Source organism: Ruminococcus sp. AF17-22AC, assembly GCF_003460065.1.
In the GTDB taxonomy this organism is placed as follows: Bacteria; Bacillota; Clostridia; order Lachnospirales; family Lachnospiraceae; genus Blautia_A.
This window is the reverse complement of the sequence record NZ_QRXT01000004.1, coordinates 161,825-176,886: the sequence shown is the minus strand read 5'-3', so window position 1 is coordinate 176,886 and position 15,062 is coordinate 161,825. Positions and strand designations below refer to the sequence as shown.

The window sequence follows — 15,062 nt, the reverse complement described above, 5'->3', positions numbered from 1 at the left end:
CGTTTCTTACTGAAACTCAAATATCCTGCTCATCTAATAACCGCCTGTCAGCTTCTGTCTCCAGCCATTTCAGAAGATTTCCTGCAATTCTCGACGTAAACAGTTCCGCATATTTTAATCCTTCACTTGTAATATGAAGAACCGGATATTGCCCCGTAGTCTTAATAATATAATGACGTCCGATCAGCCAGTAGATCAGTCTCGTAACTTCTTCCCCGGACAAATATGATAATGCGCTATATTCTTTTACTTTGTCCAATCCGTTCTTTTTTATTTTTTCAGCATTTGATCCCCGCAAAACACCACTCAGTATCGACACACCAAAATATTTCTTCTCACTTATATGAACCAATGCATTCATGATTGTTTCAACAATTTCAAACAAGCTGTGCCCTTTATATTCCGGATACTTTTTACGACTATTTTCAGAATCCGCATTTTTATCCAGAATTTTCTGTTCCCAGTTATCATTTTTATGCTGCTCATTATGACTTACATATTCTATTGTTTTTTGCTGCGGTTTCGTATTCTCTTCCTTTATTTCCTTTTTGGGTAACCAGTCCAGTTCGGTAACATCATAGCCCATAAGCTTGTAATATTCTTTTGCAGATAATGTTTTATTACAGCCCTTTCCATTATTCTGATAATTGGTGCAGCCTAAAAAATACTGTCTGTTCTCGCTGAATTTTACAATTAAATATCCATCCTGACAGTCCGGGCATTTCATAATTCCCAGCTTTTTACCCATAATATGATTTGTCATAAAACTGCACTCTTCGGGCTCATTTGTACAAATATACAGGCGCAGTCCATATGCCGGTTTATATCTGAGCTGCATAGGGAATCCACATACCGGACATTTTTTTCGCTCCAAAATAACCGGTTCTTCTGACCAGGTCCCACAAAGCGAAACATTTTTATATTCATTCTTGATTTCGAGAAGAAACTCCGATGGATTTTGCTCCGGAGCTATAAAGTAAACTCTGTTTTTTGTCCGAGTCATTGCTACATAAAAAAGGCGTCTCTCTTCCGCATACTGCATGCTTCTGTCCTCTTTTACAACCAGTGACAAAACAGGATCATCTTCAATCTTTGATGGAAATCCGTACGTTTCATTGCGGCCATTGATTACAACTACTTCATCATAGCCCAGTCCTTTTGACGCATGTGCTGTCATAAAAGTAATATTCATCTGCGGATATTTTACCGATTTAACCTTTGATCCCCGGTTAACATATTCATACATACCGGTCCTGGTCAGACGCTGACCATCGAAGCCAAATCTCCTTAACAGCAATATTTTTAAACTATATGGATCTTTTCCATCTTGTTTTGCATATTTTATAATCTGTTCCAATGATGTCTGCACAGCATACGCAATTGCATAATCCGCCCCACTTCTTCTGTGCGCATTCGGCGATTTCATTGTACTGTCATATGTATAAATAATTACAGGATTTTCAATATGCTTTGGCGAAATAAGGGATTTACGAATCTGTGAAGTATTTTTCTGAATAAAATTTCCTGCTATATCAATGACTTCCTGCGAATTACGATATGTATGGACAATTTTCATCAGTCTGGCATATCCCATTTTTTCTTCAAACTTTGTAAAAAGGGTGATATCCGAACCACTGAATGCATAAATGGATTGCCAGTCATCACCGACCGCCATAACCTTCGCAGATGTCACCTCCGAAAAAGCTTTAACCAGATCAAATCTCTGCCGCGAAATATCCTGATATTCATCAACAATCAGATATTTAAAATCCAGTTTCTGTTTCATTTCTTTTACATTATTTAAAACACGTGCAGACTCATTGATCATATCCTCAAAATCGACTGCATGATTTTCAATCAGCCACTTTTTGTATTCCAGATAACATGCCTGGCTGATCTCCAGAAATAATTTTGTTCTTACATTATCTGTTTTTTGATTCAATACCGCAAAGTCATCTTCATCATATCCGTTTACTTTGAAATTTCGAATAAAATTCGATACCAGTATAATCAATCTCTTAATGTATCTGTTTTCTTCCGAAGATACCAGTTTCTTCGCCACCTCCTCATCAGAGCGGCGTTTCAGCTCAATTCCATGCTGACGCAGTTTCTCTTCCAGATGTGCAGAGATACTTCGTCCGTCTTTATAAGAAGAAAATGTATAAATAAGCGTTGTTCTATGTTTTTTATGAAAAAGGATTTTATCATTTACTGCCTTTTTGTACATGTTCAACTGTTCTTCAGTATAAAGCGAATTTTGACCATCTTCTGTAATTCCAAAATGTTCAACATATATCTCCTGTCCATTCTGACGAATGATAAAATCAGGAGTGTACGGTTTACGGGACAGCATAATATTATATTTATATACAGGTTCGTACTCGTAATCAATATTATTAAGATAGAAAAAATTAGCAATCTCTACTTCCTGATAAGAACGTACTACTTCATTCTGAATCGTTACTTTATTTCGCGTTTTACGATCAATTACTTCTGTCCGAAAATCTTCAAGTTCACTTCGCATGGTTGCATAATTTGCATGTGCCATATGATTAAAAAAGTCATTAATATCGTCCCCTTCGTAAGGCGCATCAAAATATGACGCAAAAAATAATACCAGTTTCTTTACCATAACCGGCTCTCGCAAAATTTTATCTTTCAGATATCGCTGTATACAACAAAACAGTTTATTAGAGTCTACAATATTAAGATTCTGGGGATCATTCTTATGAAGTATCGCGTTTCCTGCGGAATGAAAGGTTGCAATCGGACAGGGAATATTTAAGTCTCTGTTAATTCGTTCCCGCAGCTCATTCACTGCTTTATTTGTGAAAGAAATCATTAAAATCTGCGACGGATCAATATGTTGTTTCTCCACCAGATATTTAACCTTTGCCGCGACAGTTGTTGTTTTTCCCGCACCAGCTCCGGCAACGACCAGCCCATAATCTTCATCAGAGAGAATTACCTCTCTCTGATTTTCATCCAGACAAATATCAGGGTCTATGTCTTTCAGAATATTATCCAGATACTCTTTTTCTTCGTTTTTCTTTCTTGAAAGATAATTCTCATTTATATTATCCACAAAAGATACAATATTTTCATAATTTATGCACAGCTCACGCACATTCTCCGGAGACAGTCCGTTTTTACTGCAAAACTCCACCAGCATATCCGCCTCGTCCATCTTTCGCATAAATGAAACTGTTTCTGCATATTCTCTGACCTGCTCGTAGTATTCACTTCTTGCAATATAGTGGTCGCTTTCCTGCAGTTTTTGCAAAACTCCCTCTAATTCTTTAAGGCTCTGAGCTTCCTTTGATTTTGATACGGATGTGTTCGCAGTAGTTTCCGCCTCTTTTTTCTTTTTGAATATTGCATCAAAAAACTTCATAGCTGGTCTCCTGATTTTTATCTTTCTTACTCAAATTATAAGCGGTTTTTCTTGTCAAATCAATCTTTTTCATCTGACTCTGGAAGATGTATGGTCTGAAAGGTTGCTGTTCACAGGTAATATTCCGCGAGGTGTTTTGTCATGAATATGGCAAAATCCCGAGACATACAGGTCAAAATCCCATCACCGAAGGTGATATGGAATGGATTTTGACCAAGTTGCTGTGAACGGAGTGAACAGTAACTCTGAAAGTAAAAAATGTATATGGACAGTCTCATCTCTGCCCTGACTCTTTCATATCTGCTTCCGGCGGCAGCTCATATCTTTCTTTTCTTACCAATCCGTCAATGGTTGCTCCGAGTCGAATATTTCTCAATACAAAAACTACGATCGTCTTCATGTACTTTTCACTTTTATCAGGTAAGATACCTTGTACTCAATATTTTTCGGTTTCTCTGGGTGCTTAATAATTATGATATGTTCCATTCATTACTTTCGGCAAGTAAGAAATAATCAATATGAAAATAACACAAAAGGATGTGCTGCGGTAACTTCTCCATTACCTTGGCACATCCTTTCGTATTATTTATTATTTTTTACTATTCTTCTTAATGACAGCTGTGGCTTCCACATCCATGCTCGCCACATGTATGTCCTTCCCCGTGGTTGTGCTCATGGTGAGAACACTTCACATTTGGATTATACTCAAGTGTTTCATTGATAAAAGCTTCTACTGCCTTATCCGCATCTCCGGAAACTCCTCCGAAAAGCTTAATGCCTGCTGCCGCTAACGCTGTCTGTGCACCGCCTCCGATTCCGCCACAAATCAGAATATCTGCATTTAATGCATTAAGGACTCCCGCCAATGCACCGTGTCCGCTTCCATTCGTATCTACTACTTCTGAATGTACTACTTTTCCTTCCACAACATCGTAAATCTTAAATGTTTCTGTGTGTCCGAAATGCTGGAAAATCTGTCCGTTTTCATATGTTACTGCTATTCTCATAATACCCTCTCCTTTTTCCACTGCATATTTTTGATAAAATTCCTGCTTGTAACATCCTCCAAGGTTGCAGTTACTGCTCTGACCGTCGCAGATTCTGAAATCTCCGCCTTCAATTCTGAGTGGATGTCCGTCAATCAGTGCATCTGCTATTTTCTTCCGGGCAATCTCATAAATTCGTTGAACCGTTGTTCTTGCGACTTGCATAGATGCTGCACACTGCTCCTGACTATAACCTTTCTTGTCCAAAAGACGGATTGTCTCGTACTCATCTACCGTCAGAACAATAGGTGTTTTTTTCTCAGCATCATCTGCCGGAAGAAATTCTAAAACATTCGGAAAATGGCAGACTTTTCTGCATTTTACTGGTCTCGGCATACACTGCTCCTTTCTCGCTTTTCTTATATAATATCCCTATAAAAGGCATATGTCAATAATATTTTTGACATATGTCAATTATATAATTGACGTATCTTAAAAAAGCCAGTATACTATGTTCGTAAAGGAGATAACTTTTATGAGCTTCGAAAATTATTTTCCACTATGGAATGACTTAAATACAGCACAGAAAAAACTAATTTCAGACAATTTAATCACACGGGATGTAAAAAAAGGAACGATCATTCACAACGGAAACCTTGACTGTGCTGGATTATTACTGGTTAAATCCGGGCAGCTTCGAACCTACATACTTTCAGATGAAGGACGAGAAATTACACTTTACCGTCTGTTCGATATGGATATGTGTCTTTTATCCGCCTCATGTATCATACGCTCCATTCAATTTGAAGTAACCATTGAAGCAGAAAAAGATACTGATCTTTGGATCATCCCTGCTGAAATCTATAAGGACATCATGAAAGAATCTGCTTCCGTCGCAAACTATACCAATGAGTTAATGGCTACCCGTTTTTCTGATGTCATGTGGCTGATTGAACAAATCATGTGGAAGAGTTTGGATAAGCGTGTTGCTTCATTTCTTTTAGAAGAGACCTCTATCGAAGGAACAAATGAGCTGAAAATCACTCACGAAACTATCGCAAACCATCTTGGTTCCCACAGAGAAGTTATCACTCGAATGCTTCGATACTTTCAAAGCGAAAGACTCGTCAAACTCTCCCGCGGCAAAATCACAATCCTTGATCCAAAAGGACTGGAAACACTGCAAAAATCATGAAAATATTTTGATTATTTTTAATAATCCATACCACATGCATATGCCCTTTCAATCAGCGCACGGTCATTAACTACTGCATCATAGAAGCGGAATCCACCGGAAAAGTTGAATGTTTCATATCCATTTCCTTCCAGGATACGACTGGCAATATAACTGCGCAGCCCACTTTGGCATATCAGATACACAGGCTTTCCTTTCTCAATTTCACTAATTCGTTCCCTCAGTTCATCTACAGGAATGTTTTTGAATCCATCAATATGGCCCCTGCTGAATTCATTTACCGTTCTCACATCCAGCAACACAACACTTTTATCTTTACAAATCTTATCCATATCTTCCAGATGCCATTGTTTTAAGGTACTTTTTGCTATATTATCTATCATAAATCCGGCCATATTTACAGGATCCTTGGCAGAGGAATAAGGCGGTGCATATGCAAGATCCAGATCTTTCAGCTGGGTTGCCTTCAGCCCTGCATGGATTGCTGTTGCCAGCACATCAATACGTTTATCAACACCTTCATATCCAATAATTTGAGCACCAAGCAAACGATAAGTCTCTTTTTCAAAAACCACCTTCATGGTCATCACTTTTCCACCAGGATAGTAACCGGCATGACTCATAGGAGAAAGAATTACTGTATCTACATCTAACCCTGACTTTTTGGCATTAGTTTCATTGATACCTGTAGTGGCTGCTGTCATATCAAACACTTTGATAACGGAGCTTCCCTGACTGCCTAAATAATGGCTATCACCACCACAAATATTATCAGCAATGATCCTTCCCTGTTTATTGGCAGGTCCCGCTAAAGGGATTAACGCATCATTGCCAGTAACATAATGTTTTACCTGAACTGCATCGCCTGCAGCATAAATGTCTGGTACAGAAGTTTCCATTCTGTCATTCACTACAATACTTTCCTTGATGCCAAGTTCCAGACCAGCTTCTTTTGCTAATGCTGTGTCTGGTATAACGCCGATTGCCAGTACTACCATATCAGCATGAAGGGATGGATTATCTTTCAATAGGACCTCCACTCCATTGTCTTTTTCTTTAAATCCTTCTACTGTATAGCCCAATACCAGTTTTATTCCATGTTTTCTCATTTCATTATGGATCATGGATGCCATATCCGGATCAAAAGGATTCATCAGCTGCTTGGGCCGCTGGACAATTGTAACATCCATGCCAAGCTCCCTCAAATTTTCTGCCAGTTCCAGACCAATAAAGCCACCACCTGCCAATATAGCCGATTTTGGATGGTTCTTATTTATATATTCCTTTATACGAAAAGTGTCTTCTACTGTACGAAGTGTAAAAAGTTCATCAATACCAACTCCAGGAAGTCTCGGCTGTGTTGGCTTTGCACCTGGAGAGAGGATAAGTTTATCGTAATTTTCTTCAAATATTTCACCATTCTCCAAATTTTTCACTGAAACAGTTTTACGATCCGGATGTATGGAGATAACTTCATGATGAATTTTCATATTGATATGGAAACGTTTTAAAAAACTCTCTGGTGTCTGTAGTGTTAATTCTTCCGGATCTGTGATCACGTCTCCAATATAATATGGAAGCCCACAATTCGCATAGGATATGTATCCAGATCTTTCAAACACAGTAATTTCTGCGTGTTCATCCAGTCTGCGTATTCTTGCTGCGGCTGTAGCTCCTCCGGCTACACCGCCTACGATTATTACCTTCATCTTATTGTTCCACCTTTCCTCATTAAAGCATTTCTAAAATCGCTTTCTTAGGTCTTGCACCTGAAACCTGTTGTACGATCTTCCCATTCTTCATAACCACCAAAGTTGGGATACTCATAATACTAAATTCACTTGCCAGTTCAGGCTGCTCATCCACATTGATTTTACCAACTTTGATATCAGGGCGTTCACCTGCAATCTCCTCTATGATAGGAACCACCATACGACAAGGAGCACACCAAGGCGCCCAAAAATCCAAAAGGACAGGTTTCTCGGAATTCAGTATTTCATTCTGAAAATTATTTTTATTGATATTAATAGCAGACATTTTAAAGTCCTCCTTGTTTTTTCTTTTATGGCTTTATGATAATCTGAAATTCATTTGTTTTCTGTGATATCATCACATTATTATCATGATTAGTTTTTTACTAATTTATTTTTTCATGGTGAACTGATTGAATATACGAGATTATATCTTGATGGAAATTTGCAAATGTGGGTAACTGCGGAAGATTCATTGGAAATCTAAATTTCAAAATATTTTCTAATTTTATAACTGATATCTCTTTTTATAAATTCTGCGAGATATCTCTCATTTGAAAAATGCAAGAAAAAATATGCTTGAAACGTACCGGGAATACCGGGCATTTCATGGAATCTGAGAGGAACTTATATGAGTACGGTAATTCTTTCCGGCACCACACTTCTGGAATATGTACAACAGGCTCGGAATATCTGCGGTCCGGACTTTCCCATCATTGGATTAAATCGGCAATACCACATAGAACCCTCAAAAACATTCAACTCACTACCTCACACAGAGGTAGACCACTTGACGGAAAAGCTACATCTGCTCAGGGTGTAATTTCAACTCACTACCTCACACTGAGGTAGACTTTTTTCCTGTTTCATATTTCACCTCTTACGCCAGTATTTCAACTCACTACCTCACACAGAGGTAGACTATAGCAGGAGGGATGATAGATGGAAATAAAAGATTTCAACTCACTACCTCACACAGAGGTAGACAGGTACTTCACTGATTTTATCCCATGCAGTCTTATATTTCAACTCACTACCTCACACAGAGGTAGACCCGTATGATGATCCCAGCAATGTTTGCAATGATCATTTCAACTCACTACCTCACACAGAGGTAGACAACGTATGTGTTAATGCTCCGATGAGCATAATCATTTCAACTCACTACCTCACACAGAGGTAGACATCGTGGCCATTTGTAAATGTTTTTCCGGCTACATTTCAACTCACTACCTCACACAGAGGTAGACTACTGGATCACCCTCACTTACCCCAAAGGTTATATTTCAACTCACTACCTCACACAGAGGTAGACTCTCCAATTACATCATTAAGTTTGCTTTTTTCATATTTCAACTCACTACCTCACACAGAGGTAGACTTTTCTTCTCTCATACAAAAAAGAACGAGATTTTCATTTCAACTCACTACCTCACACAGAGGTAGACCATGTCCCCGTCTGGTTTTACAAGACGAAAAACGTATTTCAACTCACTACCTCACACAGAGGTAGACTGTGATCAGCGTTGCAGCTCTTAACGAATGAGATACATTTCAACTCACTACCTCACACAGAGGTAGACCGTTCCCGTAATTCTTTATCTTTACATTGTACATATTTCAACTCACTACCTCACACAGAGGTAGACGTTCTACAACATTTCTCAGGACGAGGCATACACATTTCAACTCACTACCTCACACAGAGGTAGACTGCTCATACTTTTCGGCGCAATCATTACTACTAATAATTTCAACTCACTACCTCACACAGAGGTAGACGGTACACCGGGTTCTGGGAAAAGCTTACATGTAGCTATTTCAACTCACTACCTCACACAGAGGTAGACTTGATCCAGCTACAACCGATGATATCTTTACAGATTTCAACTCACTACCTCACACAGAGGTAGACCAATATGGTGATCGGAAAGCTTGCCACACTGGCATTTCAACTCACTACCTCACACAGAGGTAGACAGCTACCACTTACATACAGGGAACTGGAATTGAATTTCAACTCACTACCTCACACAGAGGTAGACAGCAATTTGTCACAAAATTCAGAAAGAACCTCCATGAATCACATAACAAATCGCACAATAAATCTTTATTTTTTTTCATTTCAAGCATCTTATAACAATTACAAGACGCAAAAAAGCAGTCTTTTTCTGGTGCGAATCTCCCAGAGAAATTATGTGTACTTTACATTCGCACTACAAAATCAATGTCCCTGTAACATCAAATCCAGGATGTGCTCCTATGTGTTCTACTTTATTTTTGTAATTATTTCCCAAGTAATAAAACCGCAGACTGTCGACTTCTTTATCTATGATTTTCTCAAGAATATCTTTTACCTGCCTGCACTTTGTTGCGTCCATTTGACACTCAAATACTGAATTTTGAACTCTTTGTCCATAATTCGTACATTCTTTGGCAACTTTTCTTAATCTTTTTCTTCCTGCTGCAGTCTGTGTATTTACATCATACGTGATCAGTACCAACATCTTACCACCTACTTCCAGAAAAATGGCGGATACTCATCAAGATCTCCTCTCAAAAATCGCGCCAATAGCAAACTTTGAACATATGGTGCCATTCCCCATTCTATTTTCTCGCCTAAAAATGGGTGCTTAATTGTCTCCTGTTTCTTCGCCTGCCATGTGGATAAGAAAACTTTACGTCCCTCATCATTCATAATAACAGCACCATTCTCTTTTTTCATAAAATATTCTGGTTTCATGATTTTCTTATTAATTAATGTCAATACAAAACGATCCGCCATCACACTTCTGAATTCTTCCATGATGTCCAACGCAAGAGATATTCTGCCCGGACGATCTGTATGGAAAAATCCTACATACGAATCTAATCCAACAGCCTCCAACGCCGATCCACACATTCCTGCCAACAGCGAATATGCAAAAGATAGCATAGCATTAACGTTATCCAACGGTGGTCTTTTATTTCTGCCCTGGAAATAGAAATCTGCTTTCTGCTGTAAAATCAAATCATCAAAAACCGAAAAATATACAGAAGCCGCCTCTCCTTCCAAACCCAACAGTTCCTCTGCGCTCTCACATTCTCTTATCTTTGTGGTGCTCTGTGCAAGAAAAGCCGATTTCTTTTTCATTTTTTCAATATCCAGACGCAACGCATAGTCTCTCGTTGCTCTTTCCAAAACCCATCTGGAATTATATACCTTTCCTAAAATAAAATTTCTTGCAATCTGCACACTTTTTTCTTTGTCTTCACTGATTCTATACTGTTGCTTGCGAAGTGTTACGTTTCCTTTTGCTTCACCGGTAACTCGAGCCAGAAATCTTCCATTTCCGGACATAAAAGTCAGATCAATATTTCGCTGAGCGCAAGCCCCCATTAATGCAGGACTTGCCCCAGTATATCCAAACGTTATGATTGCCTGAAGGTTATGTAGTGGTACACGTCCTATTTCTTTTTGTTCTTCCAAAACCACTACATTTTCTCCGTCTAATGACAAATACTTATTTCCAGATGTAACATATAAGGTATTTAGAAGTCTTTTCATACGTTATCCTCTTCAAAAATCACTTCGTTTATATATCCAGATACCGTTTTCTTTTTGTTTAATACAGGCAAGCATATATCCTTCAATGAACATGCATTACATTTCTTTCCGGTTTTTACTTTTGGAGTATACCTCTGGTCATAATATTTATGCATTTCACGAAAACTGCTTGTCACTTTTTCTCTTACTTCATCCGTAAATTCCACTTTTGTACGCCGCCGCGTCTCACCATAATAAATATATCCATACGGAATTACACAGCATAACATTTCCTCAAGGCACAATGCCTGGGCCGCTACCTGCAGTATATCAGAATCATCCGTTTTAGGCTTTCCTCTTTTATATTCTACTGGAACCACGGAATAATTTCCTTCCCTGCCAGCAATAGAAATCCCCTCTTTTGTTTTATGGAATTCCACCACATCACATTCGCCGCTCACTCCCATTTCCCGCGAATGAACCGGCATTGCTCTGACGATAAGAAGATCTCCTCTTTTTTCTTTTATTAAAGGATCATGTGCATTTTCATGAAGGATTTTTCCTTCCACTGTTCTGACATTCTCCTGCCACTGCATTTCTATATATGCCAGAGCCCACTGCCGTCGACAAAACGCAAAATGTTGTATTCCTGATAGCTGTAAAAATTCCTCTTCTTTATACAAAGTCAAACTCCTCCGGTTTTTTGCATCCCTTTACATCCCATGTTATTTCATAATCTTCAATTTTTGAAGGGTGCTCTGTTTTGGCTTCTATATCAAATCCTCTCTGAATTTTTCCACTGGAAACAGCCGGCGTTTTCTCATCATGCTGCCACCAGTACATCTTGCAAACTTCCATACTTCCTTCCGGTCTGGCAGAAGAAGCATCATTTTCGAATAAAGTTTTTAATGCCTCTTTCAGCAATTCTGCATCTTCCTGACTGAATCCCGTTTTTTCGGCAAGCTGGACATTTACACTTCCCATGACTTTATATACAGCAAAACCTACGCGATGTTTAGTACCCATAGTGTCTGAAGCTTTACTCTCTTTTCCGGATTCACTGTTCACACTCTTAGTAATCTGCATACTTATAATATCGATTGGAGAAAGACTGATTGCCTGATGAATAGAAACAGGTCCTCTTACTCCAAACGATACAGGAATTCCCTTAAACGCAAAAACCTGTCCAAAAGCTCTGACATCTAACCACTCTTTACACGCAATCGCTGCACATGTATCACGATTTGCATTTTTTTTATTTCCTATCTGCGCTTTCAATTCTTCGCATCCATCCGCACGATCTTTTAAACTTGTATAGCAATCATCAGTACGATCATCTGACTGCACAAAAATTTTCTGCCCAAGATCCTGAAGACGGTTTCTTATCTTTCTTTTAATACACACATCTGATATCTCGCCATATCCATCCATATTGATTCTCGGGCGGTTTCCATTCAGCGGATCTCCATTTGGATTTGCATTATCCGCACTTACAAATAAAGTAAAATCAATTTTTCCTCTCAATGCGCTCATCGTTTATTCCTCCTCTTCCTTCTCTTTAGAATCTTCTTTTTTCTGTTTCAAATCATAAGCCTGGCTGTGAAAACCAAGAAGATATAAACCATCCAGTTTCTTGTTATCCTTAAAACTTTCTACTTCAAACAACTCATAAATATCATTCAGCAGATTCTCATAAAAACGTCTCTCTGCAATTCCCAACTTATTCATATATGGTTGAATGCTTTCTTCAATCACCTTCCACGTTTCAAAAGGTCTCTGAGAAAAGGTGCTCATATATCTTTTTGCATTTGTAACTCGTGCCTTATCCCCATCGTCATAAGTACGATATTCAATTCGATCTGCTACTGCCAGCAAACGTCCATACAGATAATTTCTGTCTTTTTGTTTTTTATCTAATGCCACGTTCCATTCCTCCCCGTATCTTTCACTTTTATCCTTTTTAACCAACGAACATGCCAGTGTTAAAACCCGTTCCCAGTTTTTCCGATCTTTATAAATCAATGGCATGGAAGCTTTTAATACTGCTCTATTTACATAATCATATGGAATTCTATTCCCGTTCCAGATGCAGGGAATCAGCCTTCTCGCAACTTCCGCATATAGTTTCTTTCCATTTGTATCTGCAATTGCAAGGCCCCCCTTGCTTTCTGTGCCAAACAAAATATCTGCTACATCCTTGACTCCAACCATCCCTGAAAACTGTATTCTTTTTTTATCTTTCTCTTTCCATTTTTCATGAATCCAGTTACAGCTTTCATGCCATTTTTTTATATTTTCCAGATATCTTGCAGAATCCAGCGTCATCTCCTCAACCATAGATAATCTTCCCGGTGTAGCTGCATCAAAACCAAGCAAAATCATTTTGGATGTATTATCTACCTTTTTTCCATATCCTCGAAGTGCGCTATAAAATTTTTCAGCAGTGATTGCATTCCCATCGCATGCACTCTCTTCTTCAGACTCTTCATCATCCCAGTCATCATCCCCAGCATACTCTGATGCAATGGTGTCCGTATCTACATTCCATCTTGGCATACTCTGACGATGAGATTCCCATGTAACAACTGCCAGCGTATCAAAAAATGTTCCCTGTTTTCGAATGATCCACTTCAATGCATTATGGATTTTCTGAGAGGTTTCATTTCCCACTGCAAAAGCATCTTCTTTACTTACAAAACGCCCTCGATAAGTAAAATTCTGACTGTCATTTGCAGAAATCAACTTTGCACCGTCACCCTCATTACGAATTTTTTTGGAATGAAGATAAGAAATAGCCTCTGTATTTCCGGTAAGATAACATAATCCCTTCTCGTTTTCCTGCGAACGTACATAATTTATATAACAATCCTGAAGTGTTCTGTCTTTCCAGCATTCGTCTGGGATTATCTCAGAAAGGTCTGTATTTGACGAACGGATGATAAAACGCACAAATGCTTTTGTTTGTACAATCCCCTGAATATTTTCTTTATCATCAATTTGATTCTGCTCATTCAATTTTATAATTCTTTTTTTTACGAGATCAGATACCAGTGTATTTTTTTTCAAATACAAATAAATTGCTCTGACTTTTTCATGACAATACCCTGACTCAACCCATTCTTTCAACTGAGAAATATATAGTTCATGACAGATTCCATCATCTTCATAATATTTCGTATAATCTCCCGCAAGATACCTCAGATTATCACACAAAGGATGTGGTTCTTTTCCAGCAGTACGACTTCCTGATTTTTCTGTAACTGGTATAATTGTCAGTTTATCATTGAGGTCTACCAGCTCTGCATTCATAAAGTTTCCATTCTGGTCAATGGTTACTGTTATCTGTGCAGTCACAGTGGTATGAAACGGCGGTAAGAGCACATACGGCATATCTCTCCGATATTCAATGACACCTATTTTGTCACTGTTTATCTCATATAAATCAATCAACCCGTTTACCCAGCTCACTCACCCACCTCCTCATCGGTAAATTCTTTTAGACCAGTAAAATTATCCTTTCCAAAAACTTTTCGTTCCATCTCTCTGATATGTCTTTTCTGTGTACATTCTTCCGGTCTTATAAATTCTATAATTCCCCCTTTTTTCATAATCGGTTTCCAAAAACGAACTGTCATTTTCCCATTATCTTCCGGAAGGACAGCTTCATCCGCATATGTGATCCCATGATACATAAAACCATAGTCTATCTCTCCTGGCATATCATCATAATGGCTTTCTCCTTCTCCAAATACACATGGCTCAACAAATGCCTGGCATTCTCTTGTCCCCAGAAAAATATCTCTGCGACCTCCTCTTTCTACCATACGCTTTGCGATATTATGATGTTTATGTTCATTTCGGTCTTCCTCCAGCTCTACATGATTAAGATTAAACTCAAAATGCGCTCGAACTTGATAGCGTACATCTTTCAGATAAGTATAATAAGCCAGTTCATTTCCACCATTATAAGCGATCGGACGAATCCCTTTTGTCTCAGTTTGAATAGGCTTCATAACACGTACAGCATCTATGATCCACATAATTGTTGGTTTCCAGTAAATACTTTCAGTAATTCCTCGCAAAGCTTCATACGTCGGAATATGATAACTTGTTTTCTCTCCACCAACTCTCATGACCGGATCAGAAAACAATGCATATGGACCACGTACTTCAAATTCTATTGTATTTCTGTATTTCTTCATAGTTTCTG

Annotated in this window: 12 protein-coding genes and 1 CRISPR repeat array; of the genes, 1 reads left to right on the top strand and 11 read right to left on the bottom strand. The window is 38.5% G+C overall.

The window, feature by feature from the left end:
• Positions 1 to 16: 16 nt before the first annotated feature.
• The 3 genes from DWW86_RS08090 to DWW86_RS08085 form a co-directional block, all read right to left on the bottom strand.
• Positions 17 to 3,394 (bottom strand): UvrD-helicase domain-containing protein, encoded by a 3,378-nt coding sequence (locus DWW86_RS08090; protein WP_117942794.1) that lies wholly within the window; start codon positions 3,392 to 3,394, stop codon positions 17 to 19.
• Positions 3,395 to 3,668: 274 nt separating this feature from the next.
• A complete protein-coding gene (locus tag DWW86_RS17340; protein ID WP_286187678.1) occupies positions 3,669 to 3,794 on the bottom strand; it encodes a hypothetical protein in 126 nt (41 codons plus the stop codon).
• Between the two features lie 208 nt (positions 3,795 to 4,002).
• Positions 4,003 to 4,776: a DUF134 domain-containing protein gene (locus DWW86_RS08085; protein ID WP_117942793.1), complete on the bottom strand. Its 774-nt coding sequence runs from the start codon at positions 4,774 to 4,776 to the stop codon at positions 4,003 to 4,005.
• A gap of 139 nt (positions 4,777 to 4,915) precedes the next feature.
• Between DWW86_RS08085 and DWW86_RS08080 the strand changes: the two genes are divergently transcribed.
• On the top strand, positions 4,916 to 5,575 hold the full coding sequence (locus tag DWW86_RS08080) for a Crp/Fnr family transcriptional regulator (protein ID WP_286187677.1): 660 nt from the start codon (positions 4,916 to 4,918) through the stop codon (positions 5,573 to 5,575).
• A 17-nt stretch (positions 5,576 to 5,592) separates the two neighbouring features.
• Here the strand turns inward: DWW86_RS08080 and DWW86_RS08075 are convergent, their stop codons facing one another.
• From DWW86_RS08075 to cas5c, 8 genes are all read right to left on the bottom strand, one after another.
• Positions 5,593 to 7,284 (bottom strand): FAD-dependent oxidoreductase, encoded by a 1,692-nt coding sequence (locus tag DWW86_RS08075; protein ID WP_117942791.1) that lies wholly within the window; start codon positions 7,282 to 7,284, stop codon positions 5,593 to 5,595.
• Between the two features lie 22 nt (positions 7,285 to 7,306).
• Entirely contained in the window at positions 7,307 to 7,612 is a 306-nt protein-coding gene (gene trxA / locus DWW86_RS08070) for a thioredoxin (RefSeq protein ID WP_117942790.1), read from the bottom strand.
• A gap of 469 nt (positions 7,613 to 8,081) precedes the next feature.
• A CRISPR array of direct repeats spans positions 8,082 to 9,371; the repeat unit is 32 nt; unit sequence ATTTCAACTCACTACCTCACACAGAGGTAGAC.
• A 171-nt stretch (positions 9,372 to 9,542) separates the two neighbouring features.
• Positions 9,543 to 9,833 (bottom strand): CRISPR-associated endonuclease Cas2, encoded by a 291-nt coding sequence (gene cas2, locus DWW86_RS08065; protein ID WP_117942789.1) that lies wholly within the window; start codon positions 9,831 to 9,833, stop codon positions 9,543 to 9,545.
• A gap of 8 nt (positions 9,834 to 9,841) precedes the next feature.
• Complete coding sequence (cas1c, locus tag DWW86_RS08060) at positions 9,842 to 10,873, bottom strand: type I-C CRISPR-associated endonuclease Cas1c (protein WP_117942788.1); 1,032 nt, start codon at positions 10,871 to 10,873, stop codon at positions 9,842 to 9,844.
• Entirely contained in the window at positions 10,870 to 11,541 is a 672-nt protein-coding gene (gene cas4 / locus DWW86_RS08055; protein ID WP_353652682.1) for a CRISPR-associated protein Cas4, read from the bottom strand. Before cas4 ends, cas1c begins: the two co-directional genes overlap by 4 nt.
• Positions 11,528 to 12,385 carry a type I-C CRISPR-associated protein Cas7/Csd2 gene (cas7c, locus tag DWW86_RS08050; protein WP_117942786.1) on the bottom strand — a complete coding sequence of 286 codons (858 nt, stop codon included), beginning with the start codon at positions 12,383 to 12,385 and terminating at the stop codon, positions 11,528 to 11,530. The genes cas4 and cas7c overlap by 14 nt, the downstream gene beginning before the upstream one ends.
• A gap of 3 nt (positions 12,386 to 12,388) precedes the next feature.
• The gene (gene cas8c, locus DWW86_RS08045) at positions 12,389 to 14,320 is read right to left on the bottom strand and encodes a type I-C CRISPR-associated protein Cas8c/Csd1 (RefSeq protein WP_117942785.1); all 1,932 of its coding nucleotides are present in this window, start codon (positions 14,318 to 14,320) and stop codon (positions 12,389 to 12,391) included.
• Complete coding sequence (cas5c, locus tag DWW86_RS08040; RefSeq protein ID WP_117942784.1) at positions 14,317 to 15,054, bottom strand: type I-C CRISPR-associated protein Cas5c; 738 nt, start codon at positions 15,052 to 15,054, stop codon at positions 14,317 to 14,319. Before cas5c ends, cas8c begins: the two co-directional genes overlap by 4 nt.
• Positions 15,055 to 15,062 lie beyond the last annotated feature (8 nt).